Raw genomic sequence first — 17806 nt, forward strand, 5'->3', positions numbered from 1 at the left:
AAAAGGTCTATCTGGTGCAGGAGCACCGATTGCAAAGGAACATGCTCATGAGCGAACCGACGACCTCCAACCGCTCTGCCGCGATCGCCGCAGCGGTGATCCTGCTCGGCACGGGGCTGGTGTTCTATTTCATGCCGGCGATGATGGTGTCGCTTTCTGAAATATCGCCGTGGTTGTCCTATGCGCTGGCGATTTCGTTCGTGCTCGCGTTTTTCGCGGTGTTCTGGCTGCGTGGCAGGCGCCAGCGCAAGGACCAGGGGACGACAGACTAATTCCGGTCAGGCCTGCAGCGAGGCGGCAAGCAGCAGAAGTCCTAGCAGAAATACCGTAGCGGCGCCCAAGAGTTCTATGGCTGTGCCAACGGTGCCGCCCATGGAGGCGCCGGCGATACGGATCGCCGTGCCCTTGGCCAACACGGCCAGAGTTGCCAGTGCCGATACGGTAATCGCTGTTCCAAGCGCCATTGCGAAGGCCGAAGCGATGCCAGCGATCCAGAGCCCGTTGAGCATGGAGAATGTCAGAACGATGAGCGCGCCAGAACAGGGCCTGAGCCCAACGGCGATAACTGCGCTCCATGCTTCCCGTACACTGAAATCCCGGCCCGATATCATTTTCGGATCGGGCAGGTGCGCGTGACCACAGGTCGCGCAGACTTCTCCCTCGGCATGGGTGTGATGGTGGTGATGGGCGTGGTCGTGCCCATGATGATGACCTGCGGTCTGCGCAGCCGCCGCATGAGTGCTGATGGTCTGAGCTGCGCGCAATGAGAGCAGCTTCCGCGTGAGCAGCCACAAACCGAAGGCGGTGATCAGCGCATAGCTGGCGATTTCCATGAAATAGGTGGCGCTGGTCATCGAGATCGAGAGGCCACGCAAGAAAAAGAAAGCTGCGGCGACAACAGTCACCGCGGTCAAGGCCTGCAGCATCGAGGAGAGAAGGGCTAGAACCACGCCGCGTTTGAGGGCCACTTCGTTGGCGATCATGTAGGAGGAGATGACTGCCTTTCCGTGACCGGGGCCGGCGGCATGAAACACGCCATAGAGAAATGACAGGCTGACGAGACCCCACATCTGCCAGGGATCAGACCGCATGGCTTTGAGGGCGCCGGTCAGCGAACGGTAAAATGCCTGCTGTTGCTGGTTGATCCAGTGCAGCACCGAGCCGCCAAAACCAGTTGGGGTGATCGCGGGTTCGGCGGAACCGATACCAAGGGATGACTGGGCGTGCGCCGCACCTGCAAGCAGGGCAAGCGCGATGGATGCCGTCAGCAGAAAGCGCGCGGAGCCTGATTTCATCAGCAAGTCAGCTCCAGCCGGGTGGCGAGAAGCTTGGACAGATCGCCGCTTTGCGTGGTTTCGAAGAAGGCTTCGGTCAGCGAGGCCTGGTTCTGGGCAATGATCTCGTCCGGATCGGGCCGGACGACGTTGCGTGCGCATTGTCCCGACGAACCGCCGGTGACCATCATGTCTTCATCATTGATGAAATCCAGCGCCGCATACATTGTCGGGTCGAAAACACCGACGGCAATCTTGCCGCTTAGGCGGAGTTCCTTCGCAGGCACCACCGCAAAGAACATCAGCAACTGGCCGTCCTGGTAATCGACCTTGATGTCTTCAGGCAGTGATATGCCCGCATCCTTGCCGTCGACGGAGAGACTGACATAATAGTCGAATTCCGCCAGCGAGGCGGTCACCATGGTGCTGATCTCGGCGAGTTCAGCTTGATCGAGCTGCAGATCACCGTTCTCGTCAAAATCGAGAAGAACGCTGGAGGAAAAGACCTCATCGAACCGCCAGACGTTGCGCAGCTCGGTGACAAGACCATCCGCGGAAGTATCAATCTCGAGGCGCGCTTCGGCGAACACGTGGGGATGGGCCGATGCAGGGGTTGCCAGAAACAAGCCTGCAAGCACCGCCAATGCCGGTAATTGCCATTTAAAGGGGTTGTTCATGGTGTCCCGACCTGTCGATGATTTCGGTTCAGTTCCCGTGGCACAGAATATGGACGAAATTTCGGCACACGCCAGATCCCGCGACAATTGGAATCATTGCGCTGTCTTGAACCACTGCGTCAGATAATCAACGAAAGCTCGAACCTTGGCAGGCAGATAGCGGCGATGCGGGTAGATTGCGTAGATTCCGCGATCGTTTGACCGGTACTCCTCGAGAATGGGGACAAGCGTGCCGCTCGGCTGACGTTCGCGGAAAATGAAATCCGGCAGCACTGCAACGCCGAGGCCGGCCTCGGCTGCGCGCATGGCGGTGAGCGGACTGTTGACCTCCAGCCGGCCGTGAACCGTGACCGCCACCGTGGCGCCATCGGGACCATCGAACCGCCAGTTGTTGAGAAACCTGCCATTGGTGTCGACGATGCAGGGAATACCTGAAAGCTGCGAAGGGTGGGTTATCGGGCCGTGTTTCTCGATGAATTCGGGTGACGCGCAGGGAATCAATGAAAACGCCGACAGCTTGCGGGCGATGAGTCCTGAATCCTCGAGCTTGGTGATGCGGATGGCCACATCGTAGCCCTCCTCGACAAGATCGACGAAACGGTCGTCGGAAATGACTTCGAGCGATATGTCCGGATGGGCGGCGGCAAAATCGATCAGCGACCTGCCGATGGCAGCGTCCGCAAAGGTGCGTGGAGCCGAGACACGAATGCGGCCCTTGAGGTCGGTTGAGCCTTCCCTCACGAGGTCCGCAAGGTTGTCGATTTCCTTGAGGATGTCGGAGGCGGTGCGATAGTAGGTGTGCCCGGCCTCTGTGAGTGAAAACTGCCGGGTTGTCCGGTTGAGCAGCAATGCTCCCAGATCGTCTTCCAGTTCACGGACATATTTCGATAGCAGCGCCTTGGAACGGCCGACTTTTCTCGCTGCGGCCGAAAAGCCCTCCGCCTCAACGACATCGATGAAAGCGCGGATCCGGGTCAATGTGTCCATGGGCTGCAGTTCCTTGCGATACACGCCGGCCCGGATCCGGACCGTCATCATTGTTTGAACGATTACCGGATATTCGTTCAGGAATGATGTTTTTCAAGGGCAGTGCAAGAAAACACTTGATTGCGACAGCGGAAAACCATAAGTCCGAGTTGCCCAAAGTCGCACGTGCCTGTGGGTGTCCGCCGACCCTCGATATGGTGAGGAAATCGGTAAGGTACCTGGAACTAACCCCTCCAGTCGTTTCTCCGGCCATCCGGAAGAGCGAGGACATCTTGAAGCAACGACGGTGCGGGCCTTTCTGGTGTCTGCCGGCTTTCCAACAGCCGGGGTTACTGAAGAGGCACACCTTCATTGCCGGAAGTGCGGTCGGGTTCTCCCTCCAATCCAAGGCAGACAAGAGCGAACCAACGCCCAGACAGGCGTGGTTCATCGACGCATCAAGCGTACACTCATGCTCCGGTTCCTCCAAAGGCCGGGCCTGCAAGTGGCCGTACGATGCTCTGTCTAGATATGGCCCCCGCAAGGGCCGGGAACGGAGCACCCGATGACGACTGCACGCATTCTCGATTTCATTCGCACCCGACGTCCAGATGGCCCTTGCCTGGTGGTCGACCTTGATGTGGTCCGCGACAATTTCCAGTCGTTCCGAAAGGCATTGCCCGACAGCGCGATCTTCTATGCGGTGAAAGCCAATCCCGCGCCGGAAATCCTGCGTCTGCTTGCAAACCTGGGCTCAAACTTCGATTGCGCGTCCGTCGCCGAAATCGAAATGGCGCTGAAGGCCGGGGCGACTGCCAATCGGGTGTCCTATGGCAACACCATCAAGAAGGAACGCGACATCGCCCGCGCTCATGCGCTCGGCGTGTCGCTGTTTGCTGTCGACAGCCACGAGGAAGTTGAAAAGATCGCTCGCGCGGCGCCTGGCGCCCGGGTGTTCTGCCGCGTCCTGACCGATGGGGAAGGCGCCGAATGGCCGCTGTCGCGCAAGTTCGGCTGCGTTCCTCAGATGGCCGTAGACGTGCTCGTCTATGCCCACCAACTCGGCCTTGTCTCGCATGGGGTGTCGTTCCATGTCGGTTCGCAGATGACCAAGCTCGATGCCTGGGATTCGGCGCTCGGCGATGCGAAGCGCGTTTTCGACAAGCTGGCCCAGCAGGGCATCTTCCTCAAGATGGTCAACATGGGCGGCGGTTTTCCGACCCGTTATCTCAAGGATATCCCGACCGCGCAGGCCTATGGTCAGTCGATCTTCGCCTCGCTGCGCAAGCATTTCGGCAACCAGCTTCCTGAAACCATCATTGAGCCGGGCCGCGGCATGGTCGGCAATGCCGGCGCCATCAAGGCGGAAGTCGTGCTGGTGTCACGCAAGTCCGATGAGGATGACGTGCGCTGGGTGTTTCTCGATATCGGCAAGTTCGGTGGCCTGGCGGAAACCATGGACGAAGCCATCCGCTATTCGATCGTCACCGCACGTGACGGCGACGCGATGGAACCTTGCGTGCTCGCCGGCCCGACCTGCGATTCCGCCGATGTGCTCTATGAAAAGACCCCGTATCCGATGCCGGTTTCGCTGACCATCGGTGACGAGGTGCTGATCGAAGGCACAGGCGCCTACACGACGACCTACTCGGCTGTCGCCTTCAACGGCTTTGAGCCTCTCCGATCCTACGTGATCTGAACGGAATCTCCGTTCAGATCTTCCCTTCCGCGCGCATGGAATGCTTGCGGAGGGGTACCTGTGTCCCGTTTTCATGGTGCCGTGGCCGAGGATTTGCCGATGACATCCGATCTCATGAGTTTCAGTGAAAAGAGCTTCGTTGTCGAAGATGAAGCTGAAGGCGATAGGCTGGCGCGTGAAGCCCTGCTTGATTGCGCCATGGGTCCTGGACGGCGGCGCAAGAGTTCCGAGAAGCTTCGCAATGGGCGGCTGCCTTCGAGCGGGCTTGCATTTGTTGTGCGCAATGGAACGGGGCAGGTTATCGGCACTGTGCGGCTTTGGGATGTTGCGGCAGGCGGCAGATCATTGCTTCTCCTCGGTCCACTCGCCGTCGATGCGTCGAGCGAGGGGAAGGGTATCGGCTCCGTGCTGATGCGGCATGCCATCACCCGGGCCAAAGAACAGGGCCATGGTGCCATTATCCTGGTGGGCGATGCGCCCTACTATCAGCGTTTTGGTTTTTCTGCCGGAAAGACCGGTTCGCTGATGATGCCGGGTCCGGTCGAGCGGGACCGTTTGCTGGGTGTTGACCTCAAGCCGGGCTATCTCGACGGGCTTGCTGGTTTGCTCGTGGCTTCCGGCCGGCGATGGCTGCGCCGGAACAACAGGGACAACGCCAGAGAGCTGCAAGCTGCCTGAAAGGCCAGTTCCTCAGTATCCTTCGGGACGTTCATCGCTGGTGATGGTGATGTTTCCCTGCCGGCATTTGTAGACGCGCTTGGGGACGTTGCTTTCGGTGCCATAGACTTCAAACGCGGTGGTGCAGTCAGGTGTTGCGGCACCCTGGGTATCCTTGAAATCGACCGCCGGACCAGTTTGCTGAACCACGCCCGGCAGGTTGTTGAAGTCCAGGTCCTGGGCGATACCGGTGCTGCACATCGAGCCCAGGGCCAGGGCCGCGAATATCAAGCGGAGATGGGTCATGACCTTGCTCCCTTCGGTTTGGCACTGACAGAGTAGGGCAAACCGGTGAAGATGGCCACGTTGCCTCCGCGGCGGTGTCAACGTCCTTATGCTCCTATCTGACAGAGGCGGCGATGGCGTCGACGGAACGCAGTGCAAGTGCCGCGATGGTCAGCGTCGGATTTGCAGTTGCAGAGGTCGGGAAAGTGCCTGATCCGAGCAGGAACAGATTCGGGTGGTCAAAACTGCGCAGGTCGGAATCCACCACCGCACTGGATGCATCGGCGCCCATCCGGACGGTGCCGATGATATGTCCCGCCCCCTGGATGTCCGGGGAGTGTTGGATGTTTCTTGCGCCCAATGCCTTGAACACCTCGTCATGAGCCTTTTCTGCAGCTTCAAGGCCGTTGCGGGTATAGTCATCGAAATCGTAATGTATCCGCGGCAGAGGAACGCCGTTGGCATCGCGCTTTTCCGGATCGAGGGTTATGCGGTTTTCAGCATCGGGTGACTGTTCCACCAGGGAAGCGAGCCGGATCTGCCGGGAGGCGGCATCCTTGAGAGCTGCATCCAGCTCCTCGCCACGCAAACCCTGAGCGGCAAGAGCCGCAGCCGTGGTCGTTGGTGCGCCGGTGGGCCAGCTGTGCCCATCGTTGCCGATTTCGATCCTGAAGGCGCCGCGTTCCTGGCGGAAATCGCCATCGCGGAGATTTTCTATCCCCGAGGTCGAGAGCGGGCCGCGATAGGGGAAAACAGGTTCTGCGGCTTCCGCCCAGCTGAGCCGCGTCGGGTGATCCATGAGGTTGCGTCCGACCTGATCGGAACTGTTGGCGACTCCGTTCGGGGCGTTTTCCTGCGCCGAGTTCAACAACAACCGGGGTGTTTCAACAGCATGAGCGGCGACGATGACAACCTTGCCGGAAGCGGTTCCGGTGCTGCCGTCGGCCCGCCGGAAATCGACAGAGGAGATCGATCCGTCGCTCCCGACATTAAGTCGGGTTGCCGTGGTTTCGGAATGAACTTGGGCGCCGGCACTCTCGGCCAGCGCGACGTGGACTGTCGCGTCATACTTGGCCTGAATCGGGCATATCGGGATGCATGAATTGTTGCCGCAGCACTCCGGTCTCTCCTGACGGTAGACCGAGTTGCGGCCCTGAGGCGTGGAGCTTACCTGGTAGGGCGTGCCATCCAGCGCTGACGCGAAATGCTTGTCGAGATAGGTCATCGGAATCTGCGGCATGGGGAAATCGCCAGACCGCGGTGAGCCGAGGTCTTCGTTCGAGTTGCCTGCAACCCCGATCTCGTTTTCGGCGGCGAGGTAGAAGGGCTCGAGATCGTCATAACTGATCGGCCAGTCCACGCCTTGCCCGTAAAGGGATTTCAGTTTGAAGTCCGAGGGAAGGTTACGCAGGGTTGTTCCGAGCCAGTGCCAGGTGGTTCCGCCCAGGACCTTGATATAGGTCGACTTGAACAGCTCAGGCCCCTGCTGCTGGTAGAAGTCCTCGATCCGGTGGGTGAGCGGGTGAGCGGCTTCGGGATCGTTCGGATAGGCGGATTCCGGGACCTTGATCTTGGCGTTCCAGAACCTTTCCACCGCCTCGTACCGATCAATGCGCTTTCCGGATTCGAGGAAGGCGACGGTCAGCCCTTGGGCTGCAAGTTTTGCACCGGCGATGGCTCCCGCCACGCCGGTTCCGATGATCAAGATGTCTGCAGTAATGTCATTGGCCATGAATCTGGCTCCCGGTAGTCAAAAAATCGCGCGGCGGAGAGGTGGGTCAGCCGGCTGGAGGTTCGGCCCAGTATCCCATCGCTCCACCGCAGTAGCCCATAGGCTTGGTGAAACTCATGGCCTGCCACATCAGCGCGTCCGTGTAGGTTAGGACATCGTTGCTGTCCGGATCGGGCGAGACGCCACTGTACCAGGCAGCAACGATTTCATTTGCCAGTTCCTGATTGTCGGTCCCATCCACCAGTGAGGCGAGTTCATCTGCCCTGCCGGTTGCCTTGAACGCTTCAAGCATGGCAGTGGCGATGTCACCGGAAAGGTCGTCTTTGCGGGTCAGGCGTTCTGACAGGGCAAGGAAACGCTCCGGATCGAGCTCAGCGGCCGAGGCGGCGCCCGGCCATTGTGCAAAGGCCGCAAGAGCTGCAGCGGACCCGCCGATGAGAAGATGACGCCGTGTGGGCGAATACTGGCTGGGAATCTTGGCTCGGGGCATCCTATCTCCTTGCGTCTTCACTCAGCTAACGCCCGAGGGCACCAAAGGTTCCCGATCAAACCGGAAACACGCTGGCGGCCACGTTCAGGGGTTGGAGCCGTCACTTCGGCTTCTCCGATTGACAATGTGCTTCGGGATCCCTATCTGGGCGTCTTCGGGTCTGGAGCCCCGGCCGTCCGCAGGCGTGAGCCATGGTGAAGCCTCCAGCTTTCGAGCAGTCACCTTTTTCGATGACATGCCAGATGGTGGAATGCGGATACCCCAAAGTCAAAGGCATGTCATGACAGGAGAACTGCCATGCGTGATGACACGCCACTGCCAAATCTGAGTACATTGAAGGATCAGGCGAAGCGCCTGAGAAGCCGGCTGCAGGCCGGCGGCGAGACAATCGGCCACTCTCGCGCGCTGGAACTGATCGCTGCCCAATACGGGTACAACGACTGGAACACCTTGCACGCCGCGCTGGGCAATCGGCGGGGTCCGGAAAGCCTTGCTCCCGGCGCCCGCGTGACCGGGGCCTATCTCGGGCAGCCGTTCTCGGCGCGAGTGGTCGGCATTCACGCCATCACCTCGTCACCGGGAAGTTACAGGGTGTCGCTGGATCTGGATGAAGCGGTGGACGTTGTCACCTTCGACAGCTTCTCGTCGTTTCGGAAACGGGTCAATGGCGTCATCGGCAAGGATGGCGTGAGCCAGGCCCGAACGTCGAACGGCCGTCCGCAACTGGAGCTGTCCTGGTCGTGACCGTGGCGGCTGTCATCCAGCGATGTCGACAACGCCACAATCGCCTGCTTGCGATCCAAACGCGAGCAGGCGACCTGGCCTGTTCCATGCCAGAGAGGTGATCGGGCCCTTGCCCGGGCGGCGCAACAGCGCCTCCTTGCTGTCGGCAATGCGCACGGCGAGCACCATACCGTCGCCGAACCCGATGGCGACGAGATCTTCGACCGGATGACAGGCGACGCACGTCACCATGGTGTCAGCCCGCTGGCCGAGTTCGAGTGGAGCCTTGCCCATGGGACCATCCTTGCCCGAAAACGGCCAGACAATTGCGGATGGTGCGCCGGACGAGGCGAGCCACTTGCCCTTGTTCGACCATGACAGTGATTTGACCTTGGCCGGATAGCCGGTCATGCGCATGTGGCGCTGTTCACCGCCCGGCTTGCCATCCAGCTTCCAGCCGTGCAGTGCGTTCTCCTGCATGGCGGTCACGAGGAACCGGTTGTCGGGGCTGAACAGGACCTGGTTGTGGGCACCTTTCCATTCGAAATCCATGGCCGGCGCGCTGCCGTGCACGAAGGTCAGCGACACACCATTGTAACGGGCCATCGCCAGCCGCAACCCCTTGGGGGCAAAGGCAAGCCCCTCGATGGTCCGTGCCTCTTCGAATGTCCGTTCGGTACCATCGGCCAGCAGTACCGTTGCTGCGCGACCTTCGGCGAATGCAACGGCACCTTGCGGCCCTGCGGCGATGGCACTGACCCATTTGCGGGCCGGGGCACGCAATGTGGTCTCGCTGCCATCGGCGCCGAGCCGCATCACCTTGCCGTCCTCGCCGCCGGTAACCAGGCTCTTGCCGTCCCAACCGACTGCGCTGCACAGCAAGCCGTCATGCAGGGTGTGGCGGTGTGTTCCGTGATCAAGGCGAACAACCTCCCCGGAGGCAAGTGCAAAGACCGGAACGTCGTCCAGAAATACAGCCGTGAGGCAATGGTCATCAATGTCGATAGGCGCGACAGTCGGCATGAGATTGCTTTCCTCAGGCTTGGCAGGCGAGGAAAGTCCGTTCGAGCTTCTCGCGGTCAAGATCACGGCCGATAAAGACAAGGCGGCTTTCCCGCTTCTCATCTTCCTTCCAGGCCCGCTGGTGATCGCCCTCGACGATCATGTGGACACCCTGGATTACATAGCGATCATCGTCGCCTTCAAAGGCGATGATTCCCTTGAGCCTGAGAATGTTGGGTCCCTCAAGCTGGGTGATCTTTTCGATCCAGGGAAAGAACTTTTTCGGATCGACGGGACCAGCTCGCAACGAAACCGATTGAACGGTGATGTCGTGGATGGCCGCCGGGGCGGCGTGGCCGTGGCCGTGGTGATGATGATCGTGCGTGTGATCATGGTGATCGTGGTGGTGATGACCATGGTCATGGTCATGATCATGATCGCAATCCGGGCCGCAGGCGTGGTCGGGGTGATCGTGGTCGAGGAAATGCGGATCGTTCTCGAGCGCACGGCTGAGATCGAAGGCACCGCGGTCGAGCACCTTATCGAGCGGGACTGCGGCGCGTTCGGTGCGGTGAATCCGTGCCGACGGATTAATCGCCCGCACTGTGCGTTCGATGGATTCCAGCTCTTCCGGGGTCACCAGGTCCGTCTTGTTCAAGAGCACAACGTCGGCAAAGGCGATCTGGTCCTCGGCTTCGCGGCTGTCCTTGAGCCTTGCTGGCAGGTGTCTGGCGTCGACCAGTGCGACAACGGCATCCAGCCTGGTCTTGGCGCGAACATCATCGTCCATGAAGAAGGTCTGGGCGACCGGCACCGGGTCGGCCAGTCCGGTGGTTTCGACAATGATGGCATCAAACCGGCCAGGACGGCGCATCAGTCCTTCGACGACACGGATCAGGTCGCCGCGCACGGTGCAGCAGACACAGCCATTGTTCATCTCGTAGATTTCCTCGTCGGATTCCACGATCAGGTCATTGTCGATGCCGATTTCACCGAACTCGTTGACAATGACCGCGTAGCGCTTGCCATGCGGTTCTGACAGGATGCGGTTGAGCAGGGTGGTCTTGCCGGCGCCGAGGTAACCGGTCAGCACGGTCACGGGGATCGGGGCCACGGGAACGGGGGACACGGGGGTGGATGCGGGCGCTTCGCTCATCGGATCTCTCAGTCAGGAAGGAGTGTTTTCCCCCATATAGGCGTTTCGTGCGCCTTGCGCCACTCACAAGGTTATGATGTGCCGGGCCAGCGCTTCTCCCGACTGGTGTGCTGCTTCAGCGCGGCCGCCAATGCACCAGTCTCCACAGGCAAACAGGGTGTTTTCAGGATTGCCGACAAAAGCTTGATCGAGCGCCTGTTCCACCAGCGCATAAAGCCAGCGGTGAACCTCGCAATGAACCGGAGCGGGCAGGATGTCCTTCTGGCCGGTCTGGGTTCCAAAGGCGTCGACCATGGCTGATTTTACTGCATCGCGCTCACTCTCGATGTGCGCGTGGCTCCATTGCGGCGTTGCATGGAGGATGAAGGTCTCGCCGCTGCGTCCGGGCTTGGAACCGTTGCGGGCAACCAGCGCCAGCGTGTCCGGATCCTGCCCACGGATGAGATCCGGCAACCCCTCGAGAGGGGTGTCGAAAGCAAGCATTGCCGACCAGCAGGGGGCCATTTCAACATTGCGGATTTGCTGGAATGCAGGATCAAGCGGCCCGAGCAGATCGATTGCCTGAGGGGCAGGGATGGCTGCGATTACTCTCGACGCAAGATATCTTGGGCCGGCTTCCGACCGGATTTCGGTGTGAACCAGGAATCTCTGTCCCTGCTTTTCAATCCGGGTGGCCCTTGTCTCGAAGCTGATGTCGAGGTCCCGGGCGAGGGCCTTGCCCAGGGTCGACATTCCCGGCTTGCCAACCCACCAGGGATGGTCACTGTCCTTGCCTTGTGGGTTCCATTGCGCGAGGTCGCCGGTTTCGGCAAGATGGTTGAGCGTTTTTGTGAAACCGGGTGTGCGGCTGGTCAGGTACTGGGCACCGTGATCGAAACTGCCGAATTCGCTACGGCGGGTAGAGAGCCTGCCGCCCGGTGACCTCGATTTCTCGAGGAGCAGCACCTTTGTGCCTTTCGCGCAAAGCTCCCGCGCCAGCGTCAGTCCGGCCAGGCCTGCGCCAATGACAAGGATGTCGGTTTCAATCATTCTGATAGTTCCAGTTTACCGGAGGCCCGAAATGCCTTGTTTGCGGAACTAGAGAGATCCTGTGCAATTCAAGCCATGGAGAGGGCGGCCAGTGCATTCATGAGGTCTGCACACAAGCAGCTTCAGCCGAGTTCATCGACATCGAATTCGGCCATGTCGGCGAGCAATTCCGTCAATCCGCTAACCGCGTGGTTGATCAATGCTTCACCTTTCTGCGCTGTCGCTCTGCTGGCGTTGCCGGCGGCACCGTCGGCGTTGAGATCGGACATTTTCCAGCCGAACGCATGCGGGCCATAGGCCCGCAGATGCCTGAACCGTCTGGCATACTCCGCCTGGCGCGAAGGAAAGTCCGCGATGGCGTCCATGCGAACAAGCTCGGGATGTATGGCCAGCATCACCGAAGTCTCGATGTCGCCTGCATGAATGTCCAAGGCCTTGTCTTCGGGTGGGATGATTTCGGCCGGAAACCCGAACCGGGTCCAGCTGGTCGCCACCACCAGCATGTTGAAGCGGGCGCGGGCCTCGGTGGCAACGATCGTCAACAGCGGTGAATTGCCACCATGGGCATTGAGCAGCATGAGCCGCCTTACACCACGTGCGGCACAACGCCCGGCAATCTCGATCCAGCGGTTGACCGCTTCGTCGAAAGCCAAGGTTCGCGTACCTGTCACACCCATATGCTCGATGGAATAGCCGACCGATTCGACAGGCAGGAGTTCCGTCATGACGGAGGCTGGTGCTGTATCCCGAAGCCGCTCGGCCACATGTTGCGCAATCAGCGCATCGGTCTCGAACGGAAGGTGCGGACCATGCTGCTCGTGAGCTCCCAGCGGCAATATTGCAATCGGTACGGGTCGTGCAGACATAGGGTGGTTATTCCGATCAGGCATGATTAGTGTCGGGACCGTAGGGTGATGGAGCAAAGGCCGCAAGAAGGAGCTGTCCATGTCCGCCAAAAAGAAGAGCAAGATGCCGAAAGCCAAAAAGGGCGATCAGGCCGAGGCCCTGTCGATGATCACACAGGTGGCGCGCAATGCCCGGACAGCGCTGTCGCGGCACCTGCTGGATCTCGGCCTCTACGCGGGCCAGGACGGCGTGATGCTGGCACTGGACGCCAAGGACGGGCAGACACCGGGAGCCATCGCGATCTCGCTCGGGGTCAAGGCTCCGACCGTGACCAAGACCATCGGCCGGCTTGCCGCGCAGGGGTTCGTCCGGCGTGAGGGCTCTCCCGATGACGGGCGCATGATGCTGATTTTCCTGACCGGGGCGGGAAGGGACCAGATCAAGTCGATACGCAAATCCCAGCGCAAGACCGAGAAAGCTGCCTTTGCCGGCTTGAAGAAAAAGGAAGTTGCGGAACTTCTCAGGCTGCTTGCGACGGTGGATGCGAACATCTCCGCAACCCTGCGTCCGGACGGAGCCGTGGTACCTGACAGCGCCGGGACCAGCACCCCGGAGCAGCTTCGGACCGGAGGTTCTGCTGCCGTTGACACGACGTCCGGTGACGCTGCCTGATTGCCAGCCCGGTTTAAACCTTTTAGTTTTGTTTAATTGTTTGAATCGGAGCGGTTTGCTCCGTGAGGGGGAATCGGAATTTGGCTCAAAAGATCAAGCTTTCTACGATAGCGGAGGCGCTCGGACTTTCGACGGCAACCGTTTCCCTGGCCTTGCGCGACAGTCCGCTGGTGGCCGACGTGACGCGCGACCGGATCAAGGAAAAGGCCATCGAACTCGGCTATATCTACAACCGTCGCGCGGCCTCGCTGAGAACGTCCCGGTCGGGAATCATCGGCGTGGTCGTGCATGACATCATGAACCCGTTCTATGCCGAGATCCTCAAGGCGATCGAAACGGAACTCGACCGCAGCCGGCAGACCTTCATCCTGTCCAATCACTATGATTCGGTCGACAAGCAGCGCAACTTCATCGAGACGCTTTTGCAACTGGGCGGGGACGGCGTCATCATGTCGCCGGCGATCGGTACGCCAGCGTCGGATATCCGGTTGGCAGAGGACAACGGCATGCCGGCGATCCTCATCGCCCGTTCGGTGCCGGAGATCGATGTACCCACCTTCCGTGGCGACGATGCCTATGGAACCGCGCTTGCGACCAATCACCTGATCAGTCTAGGACACACCCGCATCGCCATGATCGGCGGAACGGATCACACCTCGACCGGCCGGGACCGCTATGCGGGATATGCCAATGCGCTGAAAAAAGCGGGAATCGAGGTTGATCCTGCACTCCGGATTCCGGGGCCGCGGACAAAGCAGAGCGGATTTGAAGCGGCAGTTAACTTCCTCGCCAACCCGTTGAAACCGACAGCCGCGGTGTGCTGGAACGATCTTGTGGCCATCGGCCTGATGAACGGTATCGCGCGTGCGGGCCTCGTGCCCGGAAAGGATATTTCGGTGACCGGATATGACGATCTCGAGGAGGCGGCGATTGCCACTCCAGCGCTGACCACCGTGTGGAATGGACAGTCGGAGGTCGGCCGCTTTGCGGCGCGGGCGCTGCTTGACAAGCTCAATGGCTCCAGCGAGGCCGACGGGCTTCACCTGATCAAGCCCGAAATGCGGATCAGGCAATCAACCTCGCCACTCAATCCGGGAGCAGGCCGATGAGCAATCCGCGTCCAACCGTTCTTCTCGCCGGCAAGGTTCATCCCCGGGTCCGGGAGCGGGTCGAGGCCGAGTTCGAGGCGATTTCAATCGAGAATGGTGATTCATCGCTTCTGGATACGGATGCGCGCGCACGCATCCGAGGCGTCGCCGCCGCGACTGCGATTTCGGCGGAGTTCATTGATTCCCTGCCCAATCTGGAGGTTATTGCCAATTTCGGTGTGGGTTACGATGCCGTTGATGCGGCCCATGCGGCCAGCCGCGGGGTGATGGTGACAAACACACCTGACGTGCTGTCGGACGAGGTTGCCGATACGACCGTCGGGCTTTTGCTCAACACGGTTCGTGAGCTGCCGAAAGCGGAGGCTTACCTTCGCGACGGCAATTGGGAGAGCCAGGGTGCCTACCCGCTGACGTCCCTGAGCCTCAGGGGCCGGACCGTCGGGATCTTCGGGCTGGGTCGGATCGGTCTTGCGATCGCACGGCGGCTGGAAGCGTTCGGATTGGGGATCCATTATCACACCAGAAACAAGCGCACGGATGTCGACTATCCCTGGCACGCACGGTTGATTGATCTGGCTGGAGCGGTGGACACGCTTGTGGTGGTGGTTCCGGGTGGTGCCGCTACCGAGAAGGCGGTGAACGTGGAAGTTCTGAATGCGCTTGGTCCGCAGGGCGTGCTGATCAGCGTAGGTCGTGGATCCACGATTGACGAGCCTGCCCTGATCGCGGCGCTCCAGGAAAAGAGGATCGCGGCCGCGGGGCTCGACGTGTTCGCGCATGAGCCGCATGTGCCGCAGGAGCTGATGGATCTGCCGAATGCCTGCCTGTTGCCACACGTGGCGTCCGCCTCGGTGTCGACGCGCAACGCCATGGCGGATCTTGTGGTGGATAATCTGGCGGCATGGCTTTCCGGACGTCCTGCACTGACACCGGTTCCCGAATGCACCGGTCTTGACCGCGCATCCAGCTGACAGTGAGCCAGTTGCACGCCATGTGAATTGATCAAGCCGGTGGCTTGTGATCGCTCTGCGGCTTCGATTGCGCCATGCAGTCGAAGCCGGTTGAGTGTCATTGGCCGGTCTGCGCTACTCCGCGGCCGCGGCCGCGGCCGGATGCGCGTGGCGGGCGCGGACGGCGTCTCCAAAGGCCGCAAAAATCTTGTCGGAGATCTCGTCGTTTCCGACCCAGTATTCGGGGTGCCACTGTACGCCAATGGCAAAGCCCTTGGCATCGATGACGCTGACGGCTTCGATCGTCCCGTCTTCGGCGACCGCCTCGACCGCCAGCCTCGGCGCCAGTTCCGAAATCGCCTGGCGGTGCAGCGAGTTCACATTCACATCGCCATGGCCAACGATGGAGGCGAGACAGCTTCCCTCCTTGACCTTGATGGAATGGCGGATGGCGAAAGCCGCATCCCGGTCTTCGGTCTGGGGCTTGCGGTGATCCATCCTGCCCGGAAGGGCCTGGATCTCGGTCGCAAGCGAACCGCCCAGCGCCACGTTGAGTTCCTGGATGCCGCGGCAGATGGCAAGCAGCGGAATGCCGCGCTCGATTGTGCGGCGAATGAGCGCGATACTGAGCAGGTCGCGGGCAGGATCGAAGGGGCCATGGTGTTCGGTTTCCGGCTCGCCGTAATTGGACGGGTGGACATTGGTGCGTGACCCGCTGATCAGCACGCCATCGACACGGTCCAGCACCATGTCGACATCAGTCCCATCCGCCAGCGCCGGCACAATCAGTGGCAACACATTCGAGCCTTTGACGGCTGCCATGATGTACTGATCGGGGGCGGCGTGCCAACTGTATCCATCGAATTCGCGGATATCCGCCGGTATTGCGACTAGTCCACTGTGCATCGCCCGTTTCCCTTGGTTCGCCCGATCGGCCACACCGACCTGCAGTCTGAGGTTTTTGCGTTTCGCGGGTTCTTTGTCAATTCCGCAGCGCTTGAGGCAGCGCCTGAGAATTACGAAAATTTTTACTGAAATTTGCCTGGGTTCGAACTGGCAAGAAAAATTGACCATTGTGGCCGAAATTGACCTCTTTTGCTTGAAAGGCCTGCCGCAACATGGTTAGGTCAGCCCATGTCGCTGGGGTGCAATTGGTAGACAAATCCCTTGCCTCGCGGCGTTACTTCAACTGGGAGGTTTTTATGGATCGTCGTTCCTTTATCAAAAAGGCTGGGGTAGCCGGTGCAGGCGCCGCAGCCGCAACAACCCTGGCCGCTCCGGCCATTGCTCAGACAATGCCGAAAGTCACATGGCGCTGCTCGTCGGGTTTCCCGAAGGCGCTCGACACCATCTACGGCGCTGCCGAAGTTTTCGCGCAGGCTGTTGCTGAAGCAACAGATGGCAATTTCGAAATCCAGACCTACGGCGCTGGCGAGATCGTTGGCGCGCTTGAAGGCGCTGACGCGGTTCGCGACGGCACCATCGAGATGGCACATACCGCATCCTACTATTTCTTCGGCAAGGACCCGACCTGGGCGTTCGGAACGGGCGTTCCCTTCGGCCTGAACCAGCGCATGACCAATGGCTGGCTCTATGAAGGCGGCGGTCTCGACCTGCTCAACGAGTTCTATGCCAAGAACGGCATGATCGCATTCCCGGCCGGTAACACCGGCGCCCAGATGGGCGGTTGGTTCCGTAAGGAAATCAACACCGTGGCCGACATGCAGGGCCTCAAGATGCGTATCGGTGGCTTCGGCGGCCGGATCATCCAGGAAGTCGGCGTTGTGCCGCAGAACATTCCTGGCGGCGACATCTATGCCGCGCTTGAAAAGGGTACCATCGACGCGGCCGAATTCGTTGGCCCGTACGATGACTCCAAGCTGGGCTTCAACAAGGTTGCCCCGTACTTCTACTACCCCGGTTGGTGGGAAGGCGGCGTGACGCTGATGAACCTGATCAACATCGACAAGTGGAACGAACTGCCGAGCGCCTACAAGGGCGTCGTCAAGTCGGCTTCGGCTCTGGCCAACAGCGTGATGATGGCGCGTTACGACACGCTCAACCCGCCGGCTCTGAAGAAGCTGGTGTCGGAAGGCACCAAGCTGCGTCCCTACAGCCTCGAGATCCTGGAAGCCTGCTTCAATGCAGCCAACAAGGTCTATGCGGAAATCGGCGCGGAAAACGCTGACTTCAAGAAGCTGCATGACAGCTACATGGGCTATCGCGGCGACGGCTACCTCTGGTTCCAGCTGTCCGAATACAACATGGACACCTTCATGATGATCCAGCAGCGCGGCGGCAAGCTCTAAGCCACGCCACTTCGCAAAATGCCTTCAAGGCCCCGGAGCTGAAGAGCTCCGGGGCTTTTCTGTATGAAAATGATTGCGGCCCGAAAGGCAGCACGGCTCATTCCTGGGTTATTGGCGGGGCTGCCTCAAACGAAGTGCCGGCGTTTCCGTTGCCTTTCCCGCAGCGCCTTTGCCGGCAACTCATACCGCGTGCTTCACGGCTGTCGCGCAGACAGTTGCAGGATAATGGA

19 protein-coding genes are annotated in these 17806 nt (G+C 60.3%); 8 read left to right on the forward strand and 11 right to left on the reverse strand.

Annotated elements, in window-relative coordinates; translation table 11 throughout:
• The first annotated feature begins 47 nt into the window (after nt 1-47).
• Entirely contained in the window at nt 48-272 is a 225-nt protein-coding gene (locus GTW23_RS00860; RefSeq protein ID WP_252914271.1) for a hypothetical protein, read from the forward strand.
• A 6-nt stretch (nt 273-278) separates the two neighbouring features.
• On the opposite strand, the gene GTW23_RS00865 is transcribed toward GTW23_RS00860, so the two are convergent.
• The 3 genes from GTW23_RS00865 to GTW23_RS00875 all read right to left on the reverse strand — a co-directional run bounded on the left by GTW23_RS00865 (nt 279) and on the right by GTW23_RS00875 (nt 2938).
• Complete coding sequence (locus tag GTW23_RS00865) at nt 279-1301, reverse strand: nickel/cobalt transporter (protein ID WP_375590504.1); 1023 nt, start codon at nt 1299-1301, stop codon at nt 279-281.
• A complete protein-coding gene (locus GTW23_RS00870; RefSeq protein ID WP_252914272.1) occupies nt 1295-1951 on the reverse strand; it encodes a DUF1007 family protein in 657 nt (218 codons plus the stop codon). Before GTW23_RS00870 ends, GTW23_RS00865 begins: the two co-directional genes overlap by 7 nt.
• A 93-nt stretch (nt 1952-2044) precedes the next feature.
• The gene (locus GTW23_RS00875) at nt 2045-2938 is read right to left on the reverse strand and encodes a LysR family transcriptional regulator (protein ID WP_152010389.1); all 894 of its coding nucleotides are present in this window, start codon (nt 2936-2938) and stop codon (nt 2045-2047) included.
• 544 nt (nt 2939-3482) lie between these two features.
• On the opposite strand from GTW23_RS00875, the gene odc2 reads away from it, so the two are divergent.
• Nucleotides 3483-4616, forward strand: a complete 1134-nt coding sequence (odc2, locus tag GTW23_RS00880) for an ornithine/lysine decarboxylase (RefSeq protein ID WP_252914273.1) — start codon at nt 3483-3485, stop codon at nt 4614-4616.
• A 99-nt stretch (nt 4617-4715) separates the two neighbouring features.
• Entirely contained in the window at nt 4716-5294 is a 579-nt protein-coding gene (locus GTW23_RS00885) for a GNAT family N-acetyltransferase (protein ID WP_252914274.1), read from the forward strand.
• Nucleotides 5295-5306: 12 nt separating this feature from the next.
• On the opposite strand, the gene GTW23_RS00890 is transcribed toward GTW23_RS00885, so the two are convergent.
• The 3 genes from GTW23_RS00890 to GTW23_RS00900 form a co-directional block, all read right to left on the reverse strand.
• Nucleotides 5307-5579: a hypothetical protein gene (locus GTW23_RS00890; protein ID WP_252914275.1), complete on the reverse strand. Its 273-nt coding sequence runs from the start codon at nt 5577-5579 to the stop codon at nt 5307-5309.
• Nucleotides 5580-5673: 94 nt separating this feature from the next.
• On the reverse strand, nt 5674-7290 hold the full coding sequence (locus tag GTW23_RS00895; RefSeq protein ID WP_252914276.1) for a GMC family oxidoreductase: 1617 nt from the start codon (nt 7288-7290) through the stop codon (nt 5674-5676).
• 46 nt (nt 7291-7336) lie between these two features.
• Nucleotides 7337-7780 carry a sorbitol dehydrogenase family protein gene (locus tag GTW23_RS00900; RefSeq protein ID WP_252914277.1) on the reverse strand — a complete coding sequence of 148 codons (444 nt, stop codon included), beginning with the start codon at nt 7778-7780 and terminating at the stop codon, nt 7337-7339.
• 297 nt (nt 7781-8077) lie between these two features.
• Between GTW23_RS00900 and GTW23_RS00905 the strand changes: the two genes are divergently transcribed.
• Nucleotides 8078-8524: a glyoxalase superfamily protein gene (locus GTW23_RS00905; RefSeq protein WP_252914278.1), complete on the forward strand. Its 447-nt coding sequence runs from the start codon at nt 8078-8080 to the stop codon at nt 8522-8524.
• 12 nt (nt 8525-8536) lie between these two features.
• Here the strand turns inward: GTW23_RS00905 and GTW23_RS00910 are convergent, their stop codons facing one another.
• From GTW23_RS00910 to GTW23_RS00925, 4 genes are all read right to left on the reverse strand, one after another.
• Complete coding sequence (locus GTW23_RS00910; protein WP_252914279.1) at nt 8537-9526, reverse strand: WD40 repeat domain-containing protein; 990 nt, start codon at nt 9524-9526, stop codon at nt 8537-8539.
• Nucleotides 9527-9539: 13 nt separating this feature from the next.
• The gene (locus GTW23_RS00915) at nt 9540-10661 is read right to left on the reverse strand and encodes a CobW family GTP-binding protein (protein ID WP_252914280.1); all 1122 of its coding nucleotides are present in this window, start codon (nt 10659-10661) and stop codon (nt 9540-9542) included.
• 63 nt (nt 10662-10724) lie between these two features.
• Complete coding sequence (locus tag GTW23_RS00920) at nt 10725-11690, reverse strand: NAD(P)/FAD-dependent oxidoreductase (RefSeq protein WP_252914281.1); 966 nt, start codon at nt 11688-11690, stop codon at nt 10725-10727.
• Between the two features lie 122 nt (nt 11691-11812).
• Nucleotides 11813-12556, reverse strand: coding sequence for a creatininase family protein (locus GTW23_RS00925; protein ID WP_252914282.1), 744 nt, complete (start codon nt 12554-12556; stop codon nt 11813-11815).
• Nucleotides 12557-12635: 79 nt separating this feature from the next.
• Between GTW23_RS00925 and GTW23_RS00930 the strand changes: the two genes are divergently transcribed.
• The 3 genes from GTW23_RS00930 (at nt 12636) to GTW23_RS00940 (ending at nt 15288) form a co-directional block, all read left to right on the forward strand.
• Nucleotides 12636-13208, forward strand: coding sequence for a MarR family winged helix-turn-helix transcriptional regulator (locus tag GTW23_RS00930; protein WP_252914283.1), 573 nt, complete (start codon nt 12636-12638; stop codon nt 13206-13208).
• A gap of 80 nt (nt 13209-13288) precedes the next feature.
• Nucleotides 13289-14317, forward strand: a complete 1029-nt coding sequence (locus GTW23_RS00935) for a LacI family DNA-binding transcriptional regulator (protein ID WP_152010377.1) — start codon at nt 13289-13291, stop codon at nt 14315-14317.
• Entirely contained in the window at nt 14314-15288 is a 975-nt protein-coding gene (locus tag GTW23_RS00940; RefSeq protein ID WP_252914284.1) for a 2-hydroxyacid dehydrogenase, read from the forward strand. The genes GTW23_RS00935 and GTW23_RS00940 overlap by 4 nt, the downstream gene beginning before the upstream one ends.
• Before the next feature lie 114 nt (nt 15289-15402).
• On the opposite strand, the gene GTW23_RS00945 is transcribed toward GTW23_RS00940, so the two are convergent.
• Nucleotides 15403-16173, reverse strand: coding sequence for a gamma-glutamyl-gamma-aminobutyrate hydrolase family protein (locus tag GTW23_RS00945; protein ID WP_152010375.1), 771 nt, complete (start codon nt 16171-16173; stop codon nt 15403-15405).
• A gap of 296 nt (nt 16174-16469) precedes the next feature.
• Here GTW23_RS00945 and GTW23_RS00950 point away from each other — a divergent pair, with 296 nt between their 5' ends.
• Entirely contained in the window at nt 16470-17576 is a 1107-nt protein-coding gene (locus tag GTW23_RS00950) for a TRAP transporter substrate-binding protein (RefSeq protein WP_152010374.1), read from the forward strand.
• Nucleotides 17577-17806 lie beyond the last annotated feature (230 nt).

The sequence above is a fragment of the Parahoeflea alexandrii genome, from assembly GCF_024105735.1.
Lineage (GTDB): Bacteria > Pseudomonadota > Alphaproteobacteria > Rhizobiales > Rhizobiaceae > Hoeflea > Hoeflea alexandrii.

Coding starts and splice junctions, on each gene's coding strand:
- GTW23_RS00945 (WP_152010375.1), bottom strand. CDS start 16,173: ATGCACAGTGGACTAGTCGCAATACCGGCGGATATCCGCGAATTCGAT.
- GTW23_RS00925 (WP_252914282.1), bottom strand. CDS start 12,556: ATGTCTGCACGACCCGTACCGATTGCAATATTGCCGCTGGGAGCTCAC.
- GTW23_RS00860 (WP_252914271.1), top strand. CDS start 48: ATGAGCGAACCGACGACCTCCAACCGCTCTGCCGCGATCGCCGCAGCG.
- GTW23_RS00900 (WP_252914277.1), bottom strand. CDS start 7,780: ATGCCCCGAGCCAAGATTCCCAGCCAGTATTCGCCCACACGGCGTCAT.
- GTW23_RS00930 (WP_252914283.1), top strand. CDS start 12,636: ATGTCCGCCAAAAAGAAGAGCAAGATGCCGAAAGCCAAAAAGGGCGAT.
- GTW23_RS00895 (WP_252914276.1), bottom strand. CDS start 7,290: ATGGCCAATGACATTACTGCAGACATCTTGATCATCGGAACCGGCGTG.
- GTW23_RS00905 (WP_252914278.1), top strand. CDS start 8,078: ATGCGTGATGACACGCCACTGCCAAATCTGAGTACATTGAAGGATCAG.
- GTW23_RS00910 (WP_252914279.1), bottom strand. CDS start 9,526: ATGCCGACTGTCGCGCCTATCGACATTGATGACCATTGCCTCACGGCT.
- odc2 (WP_252914273.1), top strand. CDS start 3,483: ATGACGACTGCACGCATTCTCGATTTCATTCGCACCCGACGTCCAGAT.
- GTW23_RS00885 (WP_252914274.1), top strand. CDS start 4,716: ATGACATCCGATCTCATGAGTTTCAGTGAAAAGAGCTTCGTTGTCGAA.
- GTW23_RS00940 (WP_252914284.1), top strand. CDS start 14,314: ATGAGCAATCCGCGTCCAACCGTTCTTCTCGCCGGCAAGGTTCATCCC.
- GTW23_RS00950 (WP_152010374.1), top strand. CDS start 16,470: ATGGATCGTCGTTCCTTTATCAAAAAGGCTGGGGTAGCCGGTGCAGGC.
- GTW23_RS00920 (WP_252914281.1), bottom strand. CDS start 11,690: ATGATTGAAACCGACATCCTTGTCATTGGCGCAGGCCTGGCCGGACTG.
- GTW23_RS00875 (WP_152010389.1), bottom strand. CDS start 2,938: ATGGACACATTGACCCGGATCCGCGCTTTCATCGATGTCGTTGAGGCG.
- GTW23_RS00915 (WP_252914280.1), bottom strand. CDS start 10,661: ATGAGCGAAGCGCCCGCATCCACCCCCGTGTCCCCCGTTCCCGTGGCC.
- GTW23_RS00870 (WP_252914272.1), bottom strand. CDS start 1,951: ATGAACAACCCCTTTAAATGGCAATTACCGGCATTGGCGGTGCTTGCA.
- GTW23_RS00890 (WP_252914275.1), bottom strand. CDS start 5,579: ATGACCCATCTCCGCTTGATATTCGCGGCCCTGGCCCTGGGCTCGATG.